The sequence below is a fragment of the Caballeronia sp. NK8 genome (assembly GCF_018408855.1).
Taxonomy (GTDB): domain Bacteria; phylum Pseudomonadota; class Gammaproteobacteria; order Burkholderiales; family Burkholderiaceae; genus Caballeronia.
Map to the genome: position 1 here is coordinate 1071849 of NZ_AP024325.1, position 23318 is coordinate 1095166.

Genomic DNA, 23318 nt, shown 5'->3' on the forward strand with positions numbered 1-23318 from the left:
CGGGGATATTCCATGAAATTCCGTACATGGTTCGCCGTTGCGCTGACGCTGATGATGACGGCGTGCGCCAGCCTTCCACCGCAAACCGGACGCATGGAAACTCACGCCCTGACCGATACGGCGAACACGCGCCTCGGCACTGCGTTCGTCGCAAGCGAAGCCGCGCATCCCGGCGACAACGCGTTTCACCTGCTGTCCAACGGCATGGACGCGCTCATCGCCCGGGTGATACTCAGTGAAAACGCGCAGCGCACGCTCGATCTCGAGTACTACATCTGGCACGACGATCTGACGGGTCGCGAAATGGCCGCATCGGTCATGCGCGCCGCCGATCGCGGCGTGCGCGTGCGTCTTCTGCTCGACGATCTCGGCACGAATGCCGATGACCAGTTCCTGCTCTCGCTCGCATCGCATCCGAACGTGCAGGTGCGGCTGTTCAATCCCGTGGCGAACCGCACGTTCAGGAAGCTCGGTTCCGCGGCCGAATTCTTTCGCGTGAATCGGCGCATGCACAACAAGGCGCTCATCGCGGACAATCAGGCCGCGATTCTCGGCGGACGCAATATCGGCGATGAGTACTTCGGCGCGTCGAGCACGGTTGCGTTCGGCGATCTCGATGTGCTCGTGCATGGCCCTGTCGTGCGAGAAGTATCGAGCGCGTTCGATATGTACTGGAACTCGGACGCGGCCTATCCGATCGAGAACCTGATGCGGCGTCAGGCCGATCCCGGCTCGCTCGCGTGTTATCGCGAGAAGCTCGATGCGTATTTGTTGTCGGAGCAGCATTCGCCATATGTCGCGCAAGTGCGTGAACGTCTCGCCAATGTCATCCAGCAGCACGACACCGAATTCTCGTGGGGCAAGGCGATCCTGCTTTACGACGATCCCGCGAAGATCACGCGCGCGCCGGATGACACGGAAGGCCATCTGATGTCGCAGATCAAGGCGTTGGATCTCGATCCCGACAAGGAGATGCTGATCGTGTCGCCCTACTTCGTGCCACGCAAGGAAGGCGTGCAATGGCTGCGCTCGATGACATCGCGCGGCGTGCGCGTGACCGTGCTGACGAATTCGCTCGCGGCTACCGATGTCGCCGCCGTGCATGCGGGTTATCAGCGTTATCGCAAGGACATGCTCGAAGCGGGTGTGCGGCTGTATGAACTGAAGCCGGTCGCATCGGCCAATGACGACAAGAGCACGAAGAAGTCGACGTTCGGATCATCAAAGGCGTCGCTGCATGCGAAGACTTATGTGTTCGACCGCAAGCGCATCTTCATCGGCTCGATGAATCTGGACCCGCGCTCCGTGCAGTTGAATACGGAGATCGGCGTGTATTGCGAGAGCGCGGCTGCGGCTGTGGAAGTGGCGGATGGTATCGGCGCGAATATCGATCGCATCGCGTGGCGTGTCGAGCTACGTGAGGACGCCAGCGGTGCCACGCGCATGGTGTGGGTCGATACCGATGCCAACGGCAACACGACCGAACTGGATAGTGAGCCGGGTGTGTCCGCGTGGAAGCGCGCGGGAATCTGGATGCTTGGGATTCTGCCGATCGAATCGCAATTGTGATCCGCGCGCTTTCGCCTGCTCTTCGCGCTCAGTACCGCTTCATTTGAAGCCGGCGACCGCATGCGGCACATACGGCGCTTCGAGCTGCGCAACCTCTTGCGCCGTGAGATTCAACGACAACGCCGCAACCGCATCGCTCAGATGATTCGGCTTCGATGCGCCGATGATCGGTGCGGTCACAGGCGCCTTCTGCGCGACCCATGCCAGCGCCACCTGCGCACGCGGCACGCCGCGCGCGTTCGCTACCGCCGCAACGGCTTCGACGACCGCGCGGTCGGCATCGTCGGTACGATACAGCGTGCTGCCGAACTGATCCGACTCTTGCCGCGCGCTCGTCGCATCCCAGTCGCGCGTGAGGCGTCCGCGCGCAAGCGGACTCCACGGCAGCATACCGACGCCCTGGTCCTTGCAAAGCGGCATCATCTCCCGTTCTTCCTCGCGATACAGCAGATTCAAATGATTCTGCATCGTCCTGAATTCGGTCCATCCATGCGCGCGCGACGTATAGAGCGCCTTGCTGAACTGCCACGCATACATCGACGACGCGCCGATATACCGCGCCTTGCCCGCCTTCACCACATCGTGCAGCGCTTCGAGCGTTTCCTCAATCGGTGTCTCGTAGTCCCAGCGGTGAATCTGATACAGATCGACGTAATCGGTGCCCAGACGCTTCAGGCTGTTATCGATCTCGTTGAAGATCGCCTTGCGCGAAAGCCCCGCGCCATTCGGACCGGGACGCATGCGATTGAAGACTTTCGTCGCAATCACGATATCGTCGCGCTTCGTGAAGTCGCGCAACGCGCGTCCGACGATTTCTTCCGATGTGCCGTCGGAATAGGTATTGGCCGTATCGAAGAAATTGATTCCCGCTTCGAGCGCCTGTTTGATGAGCGGGCGGCTCTTTTCTTCGTCGAGCGTCCACGGATGCGTGCCGCGATCGGGCACGCCGAAGGTCATGCAGCCAAGACAGAGGCGCGACACGTCGAGGCCGGTCGAGCCCAGTTTCACGTAATCCATCGTGTGAGTCTCCTTGCAAAACGAAAGGACATGCGCGAGCGCATGAACGGCGAAAGCTGAGACATTAACTCAGCATCGCGCTGCGCGCTTTTTCGAGTGCTGTCTTTCGCCTCGCAAGCGGGGCATTCAAAGCGCCAGCACATTCACCGCGACATCCACATGATGCGCCCCGCCGCCGAGAATCATCCCGCGCAATAGCGAAACATCGCTGTAATCGCGCCCCGTCGCGAGCGTGACATGATCCAGATCCGCAAGCACATCATTAGTCGGATCGAGATCGATCCATCCGCTCTGCGGACAATGCACCGATACCCACGCATGCGACGCATCCGCCCCGATGAGCCGCGCATGTCCCGGCGGTGGATCGTTGCGCAGATAGCCGCTCACATAGCGCGCCGGCAGACCCAGCGCCCGCAGGCAACCGATCATCACCTGCGAGAAGTCCTGACACACGCCATGACGCAATTCGAACGCGCGGGATGCGGGCGTATCGACCGTAGTGGCCGACGGCCGATACTCGAAGTCCTCGTGAATGCGGTGCATCAGATCGATCGCGCCCGCAACGAGCGGCGTGTCCGCGCCGAAGCTCATCCGCGCATACTCGCGCAGTTCATGATCGACCGAAATATTGGGCGACGCATAACAAAACTCGCTCTCCGGATAGAACGGGCCACCCGCGCGATAGCGCAGCCGTTGCGCGACTTCCTCCCACGGCGGCGTGGTGTCCGCGTCGAGCGCGCTCCAGCGCGGCGTCAGGCGCACGGTGGTTTCGCTCGTCATCGAGAGGCGCTCGTGCGGCGCATCGAGCGAGAAGTACAGCACGTCGTTGCCGAATGCATCGACGCGGCTATGCACGTACGACGGAACCGGCTCGATACGCTCCGTATGCGAGATGACCTGCTGCCACGGACAATGCAGCGGACGAATCGTAGCGAGATGCTGCGCGATCTCGACCGGCGTGGAATAGCGATATGTCGTGCGATGCGTGACCGCGAGCACCGTATCGTTAAGACCGAGACTCATGACGACACCTGCGCGGCGGGCGTGGTCGCGTGGCTGAAATAGCGCGCGCTCACTTCGTTCGACGCAGCGCCCACCGATGCGATGAGCCGGTCGCAGAGCACGATCAGCGCATCATGACGGCCATCCTCGCGTGTGTCGCACAGGGCAGTCAGGTCCGGCAATGCATCGGCGTGAACCAGCAGATCCGAGAAACGCATCGCCTGCGCGCGACGCGTGCCGCCCGCTGCCGCGGCGATCTCGTCGAGCTTCGTGCGCAGGCGCGCGTACACGCCATAGAGCCCGCGTGGATTGGTTTGATCCACGACGATCAGATCGATCAGCGCCGGCACTTCCAGCCTGCCCGGATAAAGCGATCGATACGTGAGCGTGCTGTCGAAAAGCTGCAGAAGCAGATCGAAGCCCGCGGGCGATGCGAGCGTGCCGCGCTCGGCGACCACGCGCAAAAAAGCGGCCATCGTCGCGACGCGTTCGATGTGCCGCCCGATGAACAGAAGCCGCCACGCTTCGTCGCGCGTCATGCGGTCGCCCTGCGCGCCGCTGATCGCGCAAAGCTGCGTCGCGAGATGTTCGAGCGCGCTCGTGAGCATCAGTCGATCGTAATCGCGGCCGATGCCCGTCCCGACTTCGACGCCGGTAGCGGCGAGCGCGTCGCGAAAGTCGTTGCGCGACGCGAGAATCGTGCGCCAGTGATCCGTCGAAAGCCGGTCGCGTATTTCACCGCACGCGCGCACCTGATCCGCGAGATTGCCGCCGATGCTCGTCGCCCTGCTCGATTCCGGCAGTCCCGCGACGAGCGCGCGCTCGAACGCCTGCGGCGTGCTGCGTGCGAGCGTATCGACCGATGGAATCAGTTCGCATTGCGAGGCAAGTTCGACCAGTGTCGGGAAGAGTTCTTCGGCGTCGCTGCCGTCGAGCATCCCGAGCAGGAGCCGGCACAGCCGCACGTTGTTTTCCGCGCGCTCGCCGTATCGCCCTGCCCAGAAGAGGTTTTCCGCCGCACGGCTCGACACGGTGCGATGCTTGCGCAGGTCGCCCGGTTTGATCGGCGTGGGACGCAGCGAGACCGCGCCGCCGGGCTGGCTCGACATCACCCAGGTATCGACGCTACTGCCGCCGAACTGCATCGACACGGTCGCGCGCTTGTCGGCCGCGAGCCGCGTGAAACCGCCGGGCATCACGCTCCAGCTTCCGTCGATGTTGGCGATGGCGTAGGCGCGCAGCACGCACGGACGCGAGCCGAGCGCGCCGTCATGAAAACGCGGCGCCGTGGCAAACGGCAGATTCTCCTGCACCGTGAAGACATCCGGCGCGCGCTCGATGCGCTCGCGCCACGCTGCGATCTGCTGCACGCCCGCGTCGATGCCCGGCGCCTGATCGGCCTGCGCACCGGGCCACGTCGGTGCAATCAGCGCGCTGTCGACATTGTCGAAAAGCTCGCGCCGCGCCGCTTCCTCGCCGCACCACCATGTCGGCACGGTCGGCAATTCGAGGGGTTCATCGAGCAGCGCTTGCGCGATACCCGGCAGGAACGCATTGAGCGCGGGCGTTTCGGTGAAGCCCGCGCCCGGCACGTTGGAGACCATCACGTTGCCCGCGCGCATCACCTGCAATAAGCCCGGTACGCCGATGGTCGAATCCGCGCGCAACTCGACGGGATCGCAGAACGCATCGTCGAGACGCCGCAATACCGCATGCACGCGCGACAAACCGGCCAGCGTCTTGAGATAGAGCTTGTCGTGGCGCACCGTGAGATCCTTGCCTTCGACGAGCGTGACGCCGAGATAGCGCGCGAGAAACACATGCTCGAACCAGGTCTCGCTGAATGGACCGGGACTCAGCAACGCGATATGCGGCGCATCGTTCGATGCACCGCCGCGGCCGCCCTCGTCATCGCGCATCGTCGCTCGCGCCGCTTGCGCAATGGTCGCGATGAGTTGCGAATAGGTCGCGGCGAGCCGGCTCACACGCATCGCGCGGAATGGATCGGCGAACAGGCTCGCGACGATCAGGCGGTTTTCCAGCGCATAGCCCAGCCCTGAAGGCACCTCGGTGCGATGCGCAATGACCGTCCACGCGCCCGACGGCGCACGCGCGAGATCCACCGCGACGATCTGCAGGAAGCGGCCGAAAGGCGGCATGAAACCCTTCACCGCGCGCAGGTAGCCGGGATGGCCGAACACGAGCGCGCCCGGCAGGAGCCCGCGATGCAGCAAGGTCTGCGGGCCATAGACATCGGCGACGATCGCTTCCATCAGGCGCGCGCGCTGCGCGACGCCGCGTTCGATCACCGCCCACTCTTGCTCGTCGATGATGAGCGGCAAGAGATCGAGCGACCACGCGCGCGGCTTGCCGTTATCGGCGTACACGTTGTAGGTGATGTCGTTGTCGCGCACCTGCTGCGCGACGGCGGCGACACCATCATCGAGCCGCGCGATGCCTTGCTCGCCGAGCAGTTCGAAGAACTGGCGCCACGGCTCGCGCAACTGGCCGGACGCATCGCGCAGTTCGTCCCAATGCCCTTCGCGCGCCGGCAGCGTGCGCAGCAGCGCAAGCGCATCGACGCGTGCGGCGGTGATATCGAAGGGCAAGCTCGATTGATAAGCCAATGTCGTCTCTGTTCTTTATTCGAATGATGATTGTCTTCAACGATAGCGCAGGTCGAGCGTGAACGGAAATTCGATGCTGCGTTCGCGGCTTTCGACCTCCATCGCGCCGGGCGTGTGACCCGTCGCGAAGAAGCGCGAGCGTCGACGGCTTTCCGCTTCATAGGCGTTGACCGGGAAGGTCTGATAGTTGCGCCCGCCCGGATGCGCGACGTGATACTGGCATCCGCCGATCGCGCGCCCCGTCCATGTATCGACGATATCGAACGTAAGGGGCGCATGAGCGTCGATGGTCGGATGCAGCGACGCCGCCTGCGACCACGCGCGAAAGCGCACGCCCGCGACGTATTCGCTCACGCGCCCGGTCGGCTGCAACGGCAAGGCCCGGCCGTTCACCGTCACCACATGACGATTGCCGTTCAGTCCGAGCGCGCGCACTTCGAGCCGTTCGACGGACGAATCGACGAAACGCACCGTGCCGCCGATCGCGCCCTCTTCGCCCATCACATGCCACGGCTCCAGCGCGTGGCGCACGGTGAGCGCAATGCCATTCGTATCGTAAGCGCCGACGAGCGGAAAGCGGAATTCGAAGTGCGGTGCGAACCAGCTTCGTTCGAACGCGAAGCCTGCCTCGCGCAACTCGGCGAGCACGTCGTCGAAATCCATCTGCACGAAGGTGCCGAGCATGAAGCGGTCATGCAGTTCCGTGCCCCAGCGCGTGAGGCGCGCGGTATAGGGCGTCTCCCAGAATCGCGCGACGAGCGCCCGCAGCAGCAACTGTTGCACGAGACTCATGCGCGCATGCGGCGGCATTTCGAAGCCGCGCAGTTCGAGCAGACCCAGGCGGCCCGTGGGGCCATCGGGCGAGTACAGCTTGTCGATACAGAACTCCGCGCGATGCGTGTTGCCGGTCACATCGATCAGGATGTTGCGCAGAATGCGGTCGATGAGCCACGGCGGCACGGTCGCATTGCCGCGCCCGCCCAGCAGATCGAGTTGACGCTGCAATTCGCCAAACGCGATCTCCAGCTCGTAGATCTGATCATTGCGCGCCTCGTCGACACGCGGGGCCTGGCTCGTCGGACCAGTGAAGAGTCCCGAGAACAGCATCGACAACGACGGATGGTTATGCCAGTACGCGATCAGGCTCGCGAGCAGATCGGGGCGTCGCAGGAACGGGCTGTCCGCAGGCGTCGCGCCGCCGAGCACGAAATGATTGCCGCCGCCCGTGCCGGTGTGACGGCCATCGAGCATGAACTTCTCCGGGCTCAGATAGGACTCGTGGGCCGCGCCATAGAGAAACTCCGTGTGCTCGACGAGATCGTTCCAGTTCGCCGCCGGATGGATATTCACTTCGATCACGCCGGGGTCGGGCGTGACTTGCAGCACCTTGAGACGCGGATCGCGCGGCGGCGGATAGCCTTCGACGATCACCGGAATCTGCAGATCGGCGGCGGTCGCTTCGACGGCGCTCAGCAGATCGAGATAGTCATCGAGTTCGGTGAGCGGCGGCATGAACACGTGGATGAGCTTGTTGCCGGTGCCGTGTTTCTCGCGGGCGTCGGCTTCCGCTTCGGGACCGGCCGCGCGCGCGGGGTCGCGCGCTTCCACGCACAGCGCGATACGCGCGATCCAGCCGGCCGACTCGCCACGCTCGGGTCTACGCTCCCGCGCTGCCGCCGTTCCCGTGGCGCCGCGCTGCGTTCCGCCCGTATCGGCGTTTTGCATGCGTGATTCAACATCCAGATCCGCATATTGCATGCGTAATTCAGTCGCGGTGCGCAACGGCGCGGACGGCGCGAACGGATCGTGCGCGTGCTGCCAGGGGTAATCGCCCTCCGACACCCACGGCAGCGAATCGAGCGGCACCCGGTAGCCCATCGGCGAATCGCCCGGAACCAGGTACATGCGCTCGTCGCGGAAGAACCACGGCCCGCTCACCCAGCGGCCGGAGTCCGGGCCGTGGCCTTCTTCGCGCGCGATCGGCAGCGCGTAGCCGGTCACGGACGACAGGCCCGCATCGAACACGCGGCGCAGACGGGCGCGTTCCAGTTCGTCACTGAGGCGCGAATCGAACGGATCGACGTTCACCGGCAAGCGGCGCTCGCGCCACAGGTAGTACCAGGTGTCCTCGTATCCCGGTTGAATGTATTTTGAATCCAGAGACAGCTTGCCCGCGAGATGGCTGATGAAGCGCGCGGCGTCATCGGCGGTATACGACGCTGGCTGGCGCTCGTCCGCGAAAAGCGCCGGATCGTGCCAGCACGGCTCGCCGTCTGCGCGCCACAAGAGCGACAACGCCCAGCGCGGCAACTGCTCGCCCGGATACCACTTGCCCTGCCCGATATGCAGAAAGCCGCCCGTGCCGTATTGCGCGCGCAGCTTGTCCATCAGCGATACGGCGTATGCGCGCTTGGTCGGGCCGAGCGCGTCGGTGTTCCATTCGGGCGCGTCGCGATCGCGCACCGCCACATAGGTCGGCTCGCCGCCCATCGTGAGGCGCACGTCCGCTGCGACCAGTTGCGCATCCACCTGCTCGCCCATGCGCAGCACCGCGCTCCAGTCTTCCTCGCTGTAGGGCTTCGTGACGCGCGGTGTTTCGAGCACGCGCTGGATCGACATCGTGTGCTCGAATTCGACTTCGCACTTGTCGACCGCGCCGGAGACCGGCGCCGCGCTGTCCGGCTCAGGCGTGCATGCGACGGGTATGTGTCCCTCGCCCGCGAGCAGGCCCGACGTCGGATCGAAGCCGATCCAGCCCGCGCCCGGCAGAAACACCTCGCACCACGCGTGCAGATCGGTAAAGTCCACCTCGGTGCCGCTCGGGCCATCGAGCGATTTGGTATCCGGCGCGAGTTGCAGCAGATAGCCGGACACGAAGCGCGCGGCGAGACCGAGATGACGCAACGTTTCGACGAGCAGCCAGCCCGAGTCGCGGCACGATCCCGCCGCGCTTTCGAGCGTCTCCTCCGGCGTTTGCACGCCCGGCTCCATGCGGATCAGATAGCGGATCTCTTGCGCCAGCCGCTGATTGAGTCCGACGAGGAAATCCATCGTGGCAAGCGGCGTCCTGTCGATACTTTCGACGAATGCAGCAAAACGCGGTGTCGGTTCGCGCTTGACCATGTATGGCGCGAGGTCGTGCAGCAACTCGGGCGCATACGCAAATGGAAATTTCTCGGCGGAAGGTTCGAGAAAAAAATCGAACGGGTTATACACGGCCATCTCGGCGACGAGATCTATCGTCACCTTGAGTTCGCGCGTTTTCTCGGGAAACACGAGGCGCGCCTGATAGTTCGCGAACGCGTCCTGCTGCCAGTTGATGAAGTGATCCTCGGGTTCGACGCGCATCGAATACGACACGATCGGCGTGCGGCAATGCGGCGCGGGCCGCAAGCGCACGACTTGCGGCGAAAGACCGACGAGCCGGTCATAGCGATAATGCGTGACATGGTTCAACGCGACACGAATGGACACACCAGACTCCTTTGTTCAAATGACGCCGTGCGCGCGACACGCGCTGCTACGTAATTCACGCCTGCCATGAAAATACCGTCAGTTCACGGCACGATGTTTGCGACTGCACCCCCAACCGCGCGTGCATGACCGTCGCGCCATATCCCTTCTGCCGGCCACACGATGAAGACCTTTCACTGCAACCGTTGCAACCAGCTGGTGTTCTTCGAAAACACGCATTGCGAGAACTGCGGCGCACGCCTCGGCTACGTGCCCGAGATCAATCAGATCAGCGCGTTCGAAGAGACCGATGACGGCCGCTGGCGCAGCCTTCATCCGCTCGCGGAGAATCTGGTCTATCGGCCGTGCCACAACTACGCCGTCGAAAACGTCTGCAACTGGGTCGTTTCCGCGCCCGAACCGGATACGCCCGAGACGCTCTGTTGTTCGTGCGAACTGACGAGCACCATTCCCAACCTCTCGAATCCGGAGAACCGCCTCTACTGGTATCGCATCGAAGCCGCCAAGCGGCGCCTCCTCTATACGTTCGCGGAACTGGGCCTGCCGATACAGTCGCGTCAGGACGACCCCGAACGCGGCCTCGAATTTCAGTTTCTCGAAGGCGATGCGCAGGGCCACGGTGTGATGACGGGTCATAACAACGGCATCATCACGCTCAACATTGCCGAAGCCGACGACGCGCATCGCGAGAAGACACGTTCCGCGCTGCACGAGCCGTATCGCACGCTGCTCGGCCATTTCCGCCATGAATCCGGGCACTACTTCTTCGACCGCCTGATCGCCGATACGGCACGCATCGCCCCGTTTCGCACCGCATTCGGCGACGAACAGGCCGACTACGCCGCCGCGCTCGATCGTCACTACCAGGAAGGTCCGCCCGCGCAGTGGGAGAACAACTTCATCAGCAGCTATGCCACGATGCATCCTTGGGAAGACTGGGCGGAAACCTGGGCGCATTACCTGCATATCGTCGATACGCTCGATACCGCCGTATCGTGCGGCCTCGTGCTCGTGCCCGACAGCCCGCACGAACCCACGCTCACCGACCAGACTCCGGTCGAGGAAACCACTTTCGATAACCTGATGAAACGCTGGTTTCCGCTCACCTATGTGTTGAACAGTTTGAATCGCAGCCTCGGCATGCCGGACGGTTATCCGTTCACGCTCGCGCCCGCGGTCATCGACAAGCTTCGCTTCGTGCATCGCGTCGTCGCGGCAGCGGCCAAGCGTTAACGGCACGCTTTCAGTCCTTGCCTTGCGTTTGAGTTTGAGTCTGCGTCTGCGATTGAGTCGGCGGCTGCTCCGGCGCCGCCGGTTCTTCCGGCTCGATCGGCAGCAGAAACTCGCGGCTCACGCTACTCGCCAGGTCGTTCACGCGCGCGAGGAAATTCACGAGATAGGCGTGCAATCCGCCGCGCAGGATTTCCCCGATACGTCCGTTCTGCAATTCCGAACTCATTTGCGCCGCAAGTTTCGCCGCTTCAGTGTCGCGCCCTTTCTTGACTTGACCGATCAGTTGCTCCACTTCGGCGATGCTCGCCGCAAGCGAACGCGGCCATTCGCCGTACAGGATCAGCAGGCCCGCGACACGTTCGGGCGTAATCACATCCCGATACACGCGGCGATACACTTCGAGCCCCGATACCGAGCCCAGCACCGCAACCCAATGGTGATAATCGAACGGTTGTGCGGAGGTATCGGCGCGCTGCTCCATCATTTCGAACTTCACGTCGAGAATGCGCGCCGTATTGTCCGCGCGTTCGATGAAAGTCCCGAGACGCATGAAGTAGAACGCGTCATCCTTGACGAGCGTGCCGAGCTGAACGCCGCGCGACAGATGCGAGCGGAACTTCACCCATTCGAAGAACGTATAGGGCTCGCGTTCGAGTATGCCGTCGGCCAGCATGCGCTGACAGTCGAGCCAGGTCGTATTGAGCGATTCCCATAGCTCGCTGTTGGTCGAGCTTCGCACGGCCCGCGCATTTTCGCGCGCGGCGCGCAGACAACTGGCGATCGACGATGGATTGGTCATATCGCGCGCCATGAAGTCGATCACCTCACGGCTTTTCATACCGTGATGCGCGGCGGAATAGATGCCGCTCAGTTCCGATATCGACAGCATCGCGCGCCAGCCGAGTTCCGCGTATTCATCGGATTGCGGCAGCAGCGAAAGCTGATAGTTCGCATCGAGCATCCGGGCGGTGTTTTCGGCGCGCTCGGTATAGCGCGCCATCCAGAAGAGATGATCCGCGGTACGGCTCAGCATGGTGTTCCCGTTTGTTTATCGTTGTCTTCGGTGGCTCGGCGCTTTCTTCAGGAATGTTCCTCAGCGTTCCAACACCCACGTATCTTTCGTGCCGCCGCCTTGCGACGAATTCACGACGAGCGAACCCTCTCGCAACGCGACGCGCGTCAGACCGCCCGGCACCATGCGTACTTCGGTGCCGGACAGCACGAACGGGCGCAGATCGATATGACGCGGCGCTATGCCCGCTTCCACATAGGTCGGACACGTGGACAGCGCAAGCGTTGGTTGCGCGATGTATTTCTCCGGATGCGCTTCAAGCACCGCCCGGAATTCCGCTATCTGCGCGGCGGTCGACGCCGGACCGACCAGCATGCCGTAACCGCCCGCGCCATGCGTTTCCTTCACGACGAGTTCGGGCAGATGATCGAGCACATAGGCGAGATCGTCGGGCTTGCGGCACATCCACGTCGGCACGTTGTTGAGAATCGGCTCTTCGCCGAGATAGAAACGCACCATGTCCGGCACGTAGGGATAGATCGATTTATCGTCGGCGATGCCCGTGCCCACTGCATTGCACAGCGAGACATTGCCCGCGCGATACGCGCCGATCAAACCGGGAACGCCGAGCGCCGAGTCCGCGCGGAACACGTCCGGATCGAGAAAATCGTCGTCGATGCGGCGATAGATCACATCGACACGCTGCGGCCCCTGCGTCGTGCGCATATATAGATAATCGTTCTCGACGAAGCAGTCCTGTCCTTCGACGAGCTCGACGCCCATCTGCTGCGCGAGAAACGCGTGCTCGAAATAGGCCGAGTTATACATGCCCGGCGTCATGACGACGATGGTCGGGTTTTCCACCGAAGCAGGCGCGGCTGCGCGCAAGGTATCGAGCAGCAAGTCGGGATAATGCGCGACCGGCGCGACGCGATTGCGCGCGAACAGATCGGGAAAGAGGCGCATCATCATCTTGCGGTTTTCGAGCATGTACGAAACGCCCGATGGCACGCGCAAGTTATCCTCCAGCACATAGAACTCGCCCTGTCCGGCGCGCACGATATCGATGCCCGCGATATGCGCGTAGATATCGCGCGCGACGCTGACGCCGCGCATTTGCGGACGATATTGCGCGTTGCCGAGAATCTGCGCCTCGGGAATGATGCCCGCGCGAATGATGTCCTGCTCGTGATAGATATCGTGGATGAAGCGATTGAGCGCGTTCACGCGTTGCCGCAGACCGCGTTCCAAGGCGCGCCATTCGTCGGCCGGAAAGATGCGCGGAATGACGTCGAAGGGAATCGTGCGCTCCGGGATGATGCCCGGGAGATCGCTGGTACCGTACACCGCGAATGTTATGCCGACGCGTCTGAAGTTGAGGTCCGCCTGCGCACGCTTGATGTCGATCTGCTGCTCGCTTTGCGCGGCGAGCCAGACCATGAAATCGCGGTAATGCGTGCGCGGATCGCCGACGCCGCGAAATGCCGCCGCCGGCACGCCGTGCGCCTCAAGATCACTGCGCTCGAACATCTCGTTGAAGAATGCTTGCGTCATAGCCGGTCTTCCAATATGAAGTGCATAGGGTGGCGATTCCCCTTCGCTCTGTTTCTGGTTGCACTCGCAAGACGCTTGAATAGCCCGAAAGACGCGACGTATCCGATCATGCCGAAACGTCGTTAGGCAACCTCGAAGCGCGATGCTCTTCCACCATTTCGAGTGGAGCATCGATTGCGCGGGCAGCCCAGTGCCAAACGACCAAAAGCAACTTCAATGCCAATGTTCTAAACGGTTCGCCTCCTTGATGACCCTGTGTCCTGACCGCGCATTGTCATACCGATGCACCAAAACAGCGCGCGCTTTTCTCCGGCAGATGCTGCATGACGGTGCGCGAAATACCGGCAACCCTCGCGCCGCCGGTATGATAGACGCCTTACAGCACGTTTCTTACGCCTATGAACACGCCGTCCGCAAGCTCGCCTCGTCCCCCGCTACGCGAACTCACACCGCTGGAAGCCCGCGTGCTCGGCGTCCTCGTCGAGAAACAGCATACCGTGCCGGACACGTATCCTCTTTCGCTGAATTCCCTTACTTCGGGCTGCAATCAGAAGACGGCGCGCTCGCCCGTGATGAGTGTCAGCGAGGACGAAGTGCTGACGACCATCGATGGCCTGAAGCGCCTGAGCCTGATCATCGAAGGAAGCAGCAGCCGCGTGCCGCGCTTCGAGCATAACGTGAATCGCGTGCTCGGCGTGCCGAGCCAGTCGGTTGCATTGCTCGCGACGCTGTTTCTGCGCGGTCCGCAGACGGCGGCGGAATTGCGCGCGAACAGCGCGAGGCTGCATTCGTTCGCGGACATATCGTCGGTCGAAAGCTTTCTCGACGAACTCGCCGACAACGATCCGCCGCGCGTCGTGAAACTGTCGCGCACACCCGGCGAGCGTGAAAGCCGCTGGGCCCATCTGCTTTGCGGAGAAGTGAGCGTAAGCGATCTCCCGCTTCGCGAGACACAAGGCGGCGAATCCTTTTCGCTTTCCGAATTCGAAGCATTGAAATCCGAGCAGAAGCGTCTCGCCCACGAAGTCACGCAATTGCGCGCGATGGTTCGGCGCATGGCGAGCGAACTGGGCATGACGCTCGATGAATCGTCGTCCGATGCCTGAATCATGGATGAGCCGCTCATCTCGGCACCGCTCGTGTTTCGCGATGATGGAACGCCGTACTCGCCGCGACACGACGATATCTATCACAGCGCGGCGGGCGCGCTGGCTCAGGCGCGGCACGTCTTTCTGAACGGCAACGGCCTGCCCGAGCGCTGGCGCTCACGCCCGCGCTTCACCGTGCTCGAAACCGGCTTCGGCATGGGCGTCAATTTCCTTGCGACATGGGCGGCGTGGCGAGACGACGCGCATCGCGCGCAGACACTCGAATTCGTGTCGATAGAAAAGCATCCGTTCAGCGCGCACGATTTGCGCGCAGCGCATGCAGCGATCCTCGACGACGACGCTATCGCACCGCTCGCCGATGCGCTCGCGTCAGCATGGCCACCGCTCGAGCCGGGCTCGCACAGGCTCGCATTCGATGCCGGCGCGCTCACACTGACGCTCGTTCTCGGTGATGCGACAGACCGCCTGTCTCACCTCGCCGATGAAGGCATCGCAGCGGACGCGATCTATCTCGATGGCTTCGCGCCAGCCCGGAACCCGGACATGTGGACGCCGGGCATCTTCGCGTCGCTCGCACGCATCGCCAGAGACGATGCGACGTTCGCCACTTATACCAGCGCGGGCAATGTCAAACGCGCGCTCAGGGAAAGCGGATTCGAATACCGCAAGGTCCGGGGATTCGGCGGCAAACGCGCCATGCTCATCGGCAAACGTCATGACTGCAAGCGATAACACTCCGGCTTCGCCTTCCATCGCGGATACCGTGTTTGCAGAAGGCAAGCTATCCATCGGCATCACACTGCCGATTACTGGCGACAACCAGAGCGTCGTCGATTTCAACGAGCAGATCGCCATTGCGCGACTCGCCGATCGACTCGGTTTTCGCGCGCTCTGGGTCCGTGATGTGCCGCTCAACAGCATCGACTATCCCGATCCGGTCGGGCATCTCGATCCCTGGGTGCTGCTCGGCGCGCTTGCATCGAATACGGAGCGCAGCGCGCTCATCAGCGGCGCGATCGTGTCGACGCTCAGACATCCGCTTCATGTCGCGAAGGGCGCGATCTCCGTCGCTACGCTGTCTCAGGGACGCTTCATTCTCGGTCTCGGTTCAGGCGACCGCCCGCCTGAATATGCCGCGTTCGGGCGCGATCCCGATGCGCGGCGAGATATCTATCGTGAGCACTGGGACACGCTCGCGGCGGCCGTTACATTGCCCTCGCGCGTGATTCCCGATAGCGCACCTGAAGGCGCGCCAGCGTTCTATATGTTGCCGCGCCAGCATGCATCCATTCCCATGCTCGCCGTGGGTTCGGGCGGCCAGAGCGTCGACTGGATCGCACGACATTCGCTCGGCTGGATGACTTACCATCGCGAGCCGCAGGCGCAACGCGGCCGCTACAGCATGTGGCGCGCGGCGGTCGAACGCGCTGCATCCGGCGCGTTTCGCGCCTTCGGCGTCGCCATGCGGCTCGATCTCAGCAAGGATGCCGACGAACCTGCAACCGATATCGCGCTTGGTTATCGCACCGGGCGTCATGCGCTCATCGCGGTTCTGCGTGATATGCGCGAAAGCGGCACGCATCATGTCACGCTCAACATCACGTCGGAACGACGGCCTGCGCGCGATATCATCGAAGAAGTCGCCGCACATGTGCTTCCCGAGTTTCATCGCTGAATCTGTTCGTTCATTCACGAGACCATGACCGCCTCCTCGCCCAGCAACGATATCGTTTCACTCGACGCCGTCGCGCTTTCGCGCGCCATTCACGCGCGCGATGTATCGTGCGTCGAAGTGATGAACGCTTATCTCGCGCACATCGATGCCATCAATCCGGCGGTCAATGCGATCGTCGCGATGCAGAACCGTGATGCACTGCTTTCTCTCGCCGCTGAACGCGATGCACAGTTATCCGGCGGTGAAAGCCTCGGCCCCTTGCACGGCTTTCCGCAAGCGCCCAAGGATATCCTGCCCGTCGCCGGCATGGTCACGACGAAAGGCTCGCCCATCTATGCGGGCGAAGTCACTCAGGTCGATGCAATCGTCTTCGAACGCATGCGCCGTGCGGGCGCGATATTCATCGGCCGCACCAATTCGCCCGAGTTCGGTCTGGGCGGGCACACGTATAACCCGGTCTATGGCACCACGCGCAATGCGTTCGATCAGTCGCGCTCGGCAGGCGGCAGCAGCGGCGGCGCGGCGGTGTCGGTCGCGCTGCGCATGCTGCCATGCGCGGATGGCTCGGACATGATGGGTTCGTTGCGCACGCCCGCTGCATTCAACAATGTCTTCGGTTTTCGCACCACGCCGGGCTGCGTGCCCTATGCGCCCAGCGACGACGTGTTCTTTCAGCAGTTCAGCGTAGCCGGTCCGATCGCGCGAAACATTCCTGATCTCGGCTTGCTATTGTCCGTGCAGGCGGGCTTCGATGCGCGCGCGCCGCTATCGCGCAGAAGCGATAACCGCGCCGATTTCGCCAGCGCGCTCGAGTGCGATCTGCGCGGCACGCGTATCGGCTGGCTCGGCGATCTGAATGGACGCCTGCCGACCGAAGCGGGGTTGATGGACACATATGCCTCGGCGCTGCGCCACTTCGAAACAGCGGGCTGCACGGTCGAGCCGGCCGAAGTGGACTTCGACCTCGAACGCCTGTGGGATGCGTGGATCGATTTGCGCAGCCTCACGTTCTCCGGCACCAATGCGCCGCTCTATCGCGATGCTGCCAGACGCAAGCTGCTCAAGCCCGAAGCGATATGGGAAATAGAACGAGGATTGAAGTTATCGGGCGAAGATGTCTCGCGTGCGGTTCGCGATCGCGCGGCATGGTATCAGGCGATCAATGCGTTATTCGAGCGCTTCGACTATCTGGTCATGCCTTCGGCTCAGGTCTTTCCATTCGATGCGGAACTCGACTGGCCTCATGCAATCGCCGGGCGTGCGATGGATACCTATCACCGCTGGATGGAAACAGTCGTTCCCGCGACGATGGCCTCGCTGCCCGCATTGAGCGCCCCGGCTGGCTTTGGCGCGAATGGTTTGCCGGCGGGACTGCAGATCATCGGCCCGACGCAGGGCGATCTGGGCGTGCTGCAGATTGGCCTCGCTTATGATCGCGTAAGCGGTTTCTCACGCGTGCGCAGTCCGTTGCTCGGCTGAAGGCCAAGGCACAAAGGGTTCAGGCCGCCACGCTCTGCGCGCTTTTACGGGCTGGCCTCTTTGTCGCCGTCAGGCCAGTCTCACTCGCGATCCCGTTCGCCCTCTTCCCGCCCGCAGCGCGCGACGCCGACGCTACACGTCCCCTCCGAGGACCTTCCTTTATTTCGATCTGACTCGCCGCGCCATCGATCAGATACACGCTTCGATCAGGCGCGCTCTTGATCCATGCCGGCGGACGCGCATGGCCGCTCCACGTGGCGCCCGATACCGGGTCACGATATTTCGGCGGTAGCCTGGACTTGATTGCCCCTTTCTTCGAGCCCGACCCATTCTTCGATCCGGCCGGACGGCCGCGTTTCTTCCCCGCTCCTATTCCGGCTTTTGCGAGATCGGCTATGGTCAGGCCGAATTCCTCCATCATTGCCCGTATCCTGGCAATCACCTCTGCCGACTTTCTCTCCCGCAATTCGTCCGCGCGGCGCTGCAATTTCTGAATCTGGCTTTCCAGCTGCGCCAATGTGGCCATTCGTCCTCCCATATCATTCTGCAGAAATCCGCATGGCGCAAAGCACCCGGCATGCGGGCCGCGAAAGCGTTTGTCTAATGAGTCAGCATCCGCGCCAGGTTCGCGCCACACGCAGATCTTATATGGATAATGTCAATGCTAAGTACTCTTGTTAAAAAGAATGAGTCCTGCAGCTTTGATTTTGTTGACAGCGCATACCATAAGTTTGTTAATAGCGCGTTATTCCAGGACATCATGTCTGCCATCTGATCTATTGCCCGCTCATCAGACGATTCGCGCTACCGCGCAGGGTGACCTTTTCAGCGGGCGAGCAAACGCTTCGACGCGTGCATTGCGCACGCGTCATGTAAGTCCACGATCGATCGGTCGGAAACGAGATCCGGTTAATCTTCGGAAGGCGTCAGTGCCAGCGCTAGAATCATCGCCCCGCTATTGAGCGGCACCGAACTGCCGACACGTCGCGGCCGATACACCGGCTGTCCGCGTCGGATCGCCTGCCCGCTCAACGCGCATGTTCCACGCTTGCGCGCCGTGCAAAGCGCCCAGACCTGCTCCGAATAGTTGAATGACGTCGGGTCGTGCCACGATAGCGCGAGCGTCGAGTCGCTGAGCCGCTCCAGTACGCGGATATTGACGCAATGCCCATCGGTCGGTCCGACGCAGGCGCTCTTGCCTTGTACGTTGCGCACGAGCGAGCGGGTCATCAGCGCAAGTCCGTCGTTCGCTTCCGACGACGGGCGGCCCGAACGGCTATCGAGCATTGCCAGGGTACGGCTCCAGGGATCCATCAACGATGGATGCTTCATGTTCCGCTCCTGCGGGCGGCAACGCACGCCGCAACAGAAGCCGGGTGGGCGTTGCCGGTGGAGTTCCGGGGAATGCGCTGCATGACCCGATTCCTGACCGGTCTGCCGCGCCGCTTCGGATGATCGTTCCTAGAGTAGTACACCTGAGCATGCTTTTCTTTTGATTTTTCTTGGACAAGCTTTGACAGGCGCGCCCACTCGGGCGGTTGGCAGGGGTGCAACCGTTCCAGATTCGAAAGTTTGGGATTGAAGTAGTCAGCGATCGTTTAACGCCGGACCACAATGAACGAACGTTCGATTTAAAGATATGACACCTCGCGCGACGGGTGCAACCGCCCGGCTTTGGCCGTTTGCGCACGTTTCGCGCTCATTCGAAGATGCGCGAACTCGCCAATTTCTGACACAATAAAACCAGCGAACTGTATTTCTTCTGTCGAATCATGACAAGCAAGCTCTCGATCCACGCCACCATCTCCGCGGACCGCGCCTCCGTCAGCTTCGTCGCTTTCTCTCGCGAGCAGGCGATTCAATGCAATATCACCCGCAAGGCGCTGGAGCAATGCTTCTGGGCGCCGTCAGGCGCGAGCGATGAACGCCTGCTCAAAGCCTTGAGCGACGGCTATGAACGCATCAGCGCGCGGGTGCATCGAAAGTTTCTTGCGCATCCATCCAGCTCGATTCATCTGGATGTCATCGATTTCGCTTCCTGAGTGTTGTCGTTCAGCGTGCCGCCTGCGTTGCCTTGCGCATCTTCGAAACGTCCTCCACCTGCACAGCCGGCGTGTTGTTGTTCCACGCGCCACGAACGAACGTCAGCACGTCGGCGATCTGCTGATCGTTAAGCACCGGTGCATAACGCGGCATCGGATAAGGCGCGGGCACGCCATGCAGCACGAGATCTTCGGTGCCGTTCAGCGTGACGTTGATCAGCGACGACGCATCTTTTTCCAGCACGTTCGGATTGCCCGCGAGCGGCGCGAGCATCGGCGCGAAGCCGCGGCCGTCCACGCCGTGGCAGTGCATGCAGTACGCCGTGTAGACGCGCGCGCCCGAGTCGGTTGCGGCCGGGCGTGTCAGTGACACCTTGGTCGCCTTCGGATCGTAGGAATACGGCGCGCCGCCGTGTCCGCCCGCTGCGGCGAGTGATTTGAGGTAACGCGCCATCGCCGCGATATCGGCGTCCGTCAGTTCCTGCGTGCTGTTGTTGATGACGCTCGTCATCGAGCCGAATGCCGACGCATGCGTATTCGCGCCCGTCTTGAGAAAGGTCGCGACGTCCTGTTCGGACCAACGCCCGAGCCCGGTATTGTGTTCGCCCGTCAGATTCGATGCGAACCAGTTGTCGAGCAGGCCGCCCGTCAGAAACGCGCTGCTGCTTTCGTCCAGTCCTTTTTCCTGAAACGCGATGCCACGCGGCGTGTGGCACGAGCCGCAATGACCGAGCCCCTGAATCAGATAAGCGCCGCGATTCCAGGCGACATCTTTTCCAGTCTTGTTCTGATACACGCCCTTGTCGAGAAAGACCACGTTCCAGAGCTTCAGCGGCCAGCGCATATTGAGCGGCCATTTGATATCAGGTTCGCGATTGGCCTGCTTGACCGGCGTCACGCCTTGCATGAAATACGCGTAGAGCGCATGCATGTCTTCGTCGTTGACCTTGGCATACGACGGATAAGGCATGGCCGGATAGAGATTGTGACCGTCTTTCGCCACGCCTTCACGCAATGCGCGCGCAAATTCTTCTTCCGTATAGCGGCCGATGCCGGTATCGGGGTCCGGCGTGATATTGGTCGTATAGATCGCGCCCAACGGCGTCATCATCGGCAAACCGCCCGCGAGCGGTTTGCCGCGTGGCGCCGAATGACATGCGATGCAATCGCCGGCTTTGGCGAGATACGCGCCGCGCGCGACGAGCGCATCGTCGGCTGCCTGTGCCGACGACATGAAAGCGAACAGCGCCGCAAGGAGAGGCTTGAATGCATTTTTCATGACGGCCTCCTCAAGCGCTACGCAATTGATCGCCGACGGGTAACTGCCTGATTCGCTTGCCCGTCGCGGCAAAGATCGCATTGGTGATGGCCGGCGCAAGCGCCGCCGTGCCCGGTTCGCCGATCCCGCCGGGCGCCTCGGTGCTCTTGACGATATGCACTTCCACCGGCGGCGTTTCGTGAATGCGCAGCATTCGATAGTCGGTGAAATTGCTTTGCTCGACGCGTCCGTCCTTGATGGTGATTTCGCTATAGAGCGCGGCCGTGATGCCGAAGATGATGCCACCCTGCACTTGCGCTTCGACCGTGTTGGGATTCACGACCATGCCGCAATCCACGGCGCATACGATGCGGTTCACCTTGACCGCGCCATCCTTGTCGACGGCGACATCCGCGACGATCGAAAAGAAGCTGCCGAATGCGTGCATCACCGACACGCCGCGTCCCTGTCCTTGCGGCACGGTTTGCTGTCCCCAGCTCGCCGCCTGTGTGGCGACGTCGAGCACATTGCGTGCGCGCGGGGACTTGCCGAGCAGATCGCGTCTGTATTTGACGGGATCGGCTTTCGCCTGCGCCGCCAGTTCGTCGATAAAGCTTTCCACGACGAAGGTCCCGCGCGTCGGCCCCACGCCGCGCCAGAACGCGGTCGGCACGTCATGCGGCTCAAGACGCACGTAATCGACGAGCTGATTGGGCAGATCGTAGGGAAGATCGGAGGCCACTTCCACCGCGTCGGGATCGACGCCATCCTTGACGGCAGGCGGCGCAAAGCGCGCAAGCACCGACGATCCGACGATGCGATGCGTCCATGCAACCGGCTTGCCGTTCGCATCGAGCCCCGCGGATAGCTTGTCGTAATAGCATGGGCGATACATGTCGTGCTGGATATCTTCTTCGCGCGACCATGTCACCTTGACCGGCACGCCGAGCGCCTTGCCGATCTTCAGCGCTTGCGTGGCCATGTCGAATTCGAGCCGCCTGCCGAAGCCGCCGCCGAGCAGATGGTTATGCACGACGATCTTTTCCGCGGGCAAGCCGGTCGCCTTCATGCCTGCATCGCGGATACGCGTGGGCACTTGCGTGCCGAGCCAGATATCGCAGCCGTCGGAGCGCACGTGCACCGTGCAGTTGATCGGCTCCATCGTGGCGTGCGCGAGAAACGGCTGGATATACACGGCATCGACGCGCGTCTTCGCACCGGAGAACGCGTTGTTCACATCGCCTTCCTTGCGCGCGACCGCGCCCGTGCGTTGCGATGCGTTCGCCATGTCGGATACGATCTGCTTCGTCGATACGTTCGCGCTCGCGCCTTCGTTCCATTGAATCTTCAACGCGGCCGCGCCTCGTTTTGCGGCCCACGTATGATCGCCGATCACCGCGACGCCATTGTCGAATTTGACGACCTGACGCACACCGGGAATCTTTTTCGCATTGGTGTCGTCGACGGATGCGAGCGTGCCGCCGAATACCGGGCAATTCACGATCGCCGCGTACACCATGTCGGGCAAGCGCACGTCCAGGCCGAACATGGCGGTGCCATCGATCTTTTCCGGCGAATCGAGACGCTTCACCGGCGTGCCGACGATCCTGAAGTTCTTCGCGTCCTTGAGCTTGATATCCTGCGGCACGGGCAATTTCGCGGCTGCTTCGGCGAGATCGCCATAGCTCGCGCTGCGATTATCCGATGCATGCATCACCTTGCCGCCTTGCGCCTGACACGACGAGGCATCGCATTGCCACTGTTGCGCAGCCGCCGCGACGAGCATCATGCGAGCGGCCGCGCCGGCCTTACGCATCGGTTCCCATGCATAGCGAATGGAAGTCGAGCCGCCCGTCAACTGACCGCCCAATAGCGGGTCCGTAAAGAGCTTTTCGTCGGGCGGCGCATGATCGATCGTGACGCTTTCGAGCGGCACGTCGAGTTCTTCCGCGATCAGCATCGGCAACGCCGTATAGACGCCCTGCCCCATTTCGACCTTCGGCATGATGAGCACGATCTTGCCGCTCTTGTCGATCTGCACGAAGGCATTCGGCGCGAACACGCCGTCCTGCGGCGTCTCCACCCCATCGCCGCCGATCACGGACTTGCCTTTGCCTTGATCCTGGCTCGCGGCGGGCAAGCTGAAGCCGATGAGCAGTCCACCGCTCGCGGCGACGCCCGCGGTCACGCCGAACTTCAAAAACGCGCGACGCGAAAATCCGGCGCGAGCCGCATGACGTCCCGCTTCGATCAGTCCCTGGGACATG

At 62.4% G+C, this 23318-nt stretch carries 16 protein-coding genes and 1 pseudogene; 7 read left to right on the forward strand and 10 right to left on the reverse strand.

What is annotated here, in order from left to right:
* The first annotated feature begins 12 nt into the window (after window positions 1-12).
* On the forward strand, window positions 13-1569 hold the full coding sequence (locus NK8_RS30250) for a phospholipase D family protein (RefSeq protein WP_213231835.1): 1557 nt from the start codon (window positions 13-15) through the stop codon (window positions 1567-1569).
* 39 nt (window positions 1570-1608) lie between these two features.
* Here NK8_RS30250 and NK8_RS30255 read toward each other — a convergent pair whose 3' ends face one another.
* From NK8_RS30255 to NK8_RS30270, 4 genes are all read right to left on the reverse strand, one after another.
* Window positions 1609-2586 (reverse strand): aldo/keto reductase, encoded by a 978-nt coding sequence (locus tag NK8_RS30255; RefSeq protein ID WP_213231837.1) that lies wholly within the window; start codon window positions 2584-2586, stop codon window positions 1609-1611.
* A 126-nt stretch (window positions 2587-2712) separates the two neighbouring features.
* Entirely contained in the window at window positions 2713-3609 is an 897-nt protein-coding gene (locus tag NK8_RS30260; protein WP_162070697.1) for a transglutaminase family protein, read from the reverse strand.
* Window positions 3606-6215: a circularly permuted type 2 ATP-grasp protein gene (locus NK8_RS30265; protein WP_213231838.1), complete on the reverse strand. Its 2610-nt coding sequence runs from the start codon at window positions 6213-6215 to the stop codon at window positions 3606-3608. Before NK8_RS30265 ends, NK8_RS30260 begins: the two co-directional genes overlap by 4 nt.
* A gap of 36 nt (window positions 6216-6251) precedes the next feature.
* Window positions 6252-9689 carry a DUF2126 domain-containing protein gene (locus NK8_RS30270; protein ID WP_213231839.1) on the reverse strand — a complete coding sequence of 1146 codons (3438 nt, stop codon included), beginning with the start codon at window positions 9687-9689 and terminating at the stop codon, window positions 6252-6254.
* A gap of 162 nt (window positions 9690-9851) precedes the next feature.
* On the opposite strand from NK8_RS30270, the gene NK8_RS30275 reads away from it, so the two are divergent.
* Window positions 9852-10922, forward strand: a complete 1071-nt coding sequence (locus NK8_RS30275; RefSeq protein WP_213231840.1) for a putative zinc-binding metallopeptidase — start codon at window positions 9852-9854, stop codon at window positions 10920-10922.
* A 10-nt stretch (window positions 10923-10932) separates the two neighbouring features.
* Here NK8_RS30275 and NK8_RS30280 read toward each other — a convergent pair whose 3' ends face one another.
* Window positions 10933-11955, reverse strand: a complete 1023-nt coding sequence (locus tag NK8_RS30280; RefSeq protein ID WP_213231841.1) for an alpha-E domain-containing protein — start codon at window positions 11953-11955, stop codon at window positions 10933-10935.
* Window positions 11956-12015: 60 nt separating this feature from the next.
* Window positions 12016-13488, reverse strand: coding sequence for a circularly permuted type 2 ATP-grasp protein (locus tag NK8_RS30285; protein WP_061173388.1), 1473 nt, complete (start codon window positions 13486-13488; stop codon window positions 12016-12018).
* Window positions 13489-13886: 398 nt separating this feature from the next.
* Here NK8_RS30285 and NK8_RS30290 point away from each other — a divergent pair, with 398 nt between their 5' ends.
* From NK8_RS30290 to NK8_RS30305, 4 genes and pseudogenes are all read left to right on the forward strand, one after another.
* A complete protein-coding gene (locus NK8_RS30290; protein ID WP_213231842.1) occupies window positions 13887-14594 on the forward strand; it encodes a YceH family protein in 708 nt (235 codons plus the stop codon).
* Window positions 14595-14597: 3 nt separating this feature from the next.
* Window positions 14598-15308: pseudogene (gene mnmD / locus NK8_RS30295) on the forward strand (tRNA (5-methylaminomethyl-2-thiouridine)(34)-methyltransferase MnmD); the annotation flags it as partial.
* Between the two features lie 4 nt (window positions 15309-15312).
* Window positions 15313-16272 carry an LLM class oxidoreductase gene (locus NK8_RS30300; RefSeq protein ID WP_213231846.1) on the forward strand — a complete coding sequence of 320 codons (960 nt, stop codon included), beginning with the start codon at window positions 15313-15315 and terminating at the stop codon, window positions 16270-16272.
* 24 nt (window positions 16273-16296) lie between these two features.
* A complete protein-coding gene (locus tag NK8_RS30305; RefSeq protein WP_213231848.1) occupies window positions 16297-17751 on the forward strand; it encodes an amidase in 1455 nt (484 codons plus the stop codon).
* A gap of 19 nt (window positions 17752-17770) precedes the next feature.
* Here NK8_RS30305 and NK8_RS30310 read toward each other — a convergent pair whose 3' ends face one another.
* Entirely contained in the window at window positions 17771-18277 is a 507-nt protein-coding gene (locus NK8_RS30310) for an H-NS family nucleoid-associated regulatory protein (protein ID WP_213231850.1), read from the reverse strand.
* 383 nt (window positions 18278-18660) lie between these two features.
* Window positions 18661-19083, reverse strand: a complete 423-nt coding sequence (locus NK8_RS30315) for a DUF3331 domain-containing protein (protein ID WP_162070687.1) — start codon at window positions 19081-19083, stop codon at window positions 18661-18663.
* Window positions 19084-19523: 440 nt separating this feature from the next.
* On the opposite strand from NK8_RS30315, the gene NK8_RS30320 reads away from it, so the two are divergent.
* A complete protein-coding gene (locus NK8_RS30320; RefSeq protein ID WP_162070686.1) occupies window positions 19524-19793 on the forward strand; it encodes a DUF1488 family protein in 270 nt (89 codons plus the stop codon).
* A 10-nt stretch (window positions 19794-19803) separates the two neighbouring features.
* Here NK8_RS30320 and NK8_RS30325 read toward each other — a convergent pair whose 3' ends face one another.
* Window positions 19804-21072 carry a cytochrome c gene (locus NK8_RS30325; protein WP_213231852.1) on the reverse strand — a complete coding sequence of 423 codons (1269 nt, stop codon included), beginning with the start codon at window positions 21070-21072 and terminating at the stop codon, window positions 19804-19806.
* Between the two features lie 10 nt (window positions 21073-21082).
* Window positions 21083-23317 (reverse strand): xanthine dehydrogenase family protein molybdopterin-binding subunit, encoded by a 2235-nt coding sequence (locus NK8_RS30330; RefSeq protein ID WP_213231854.1) that lies wholly within the window; start codon window positions 23315-23317, stop codon window positions 21083-21085.
* Between the last annotated feature and the right edge of the window lies 1 nt (window position 23318).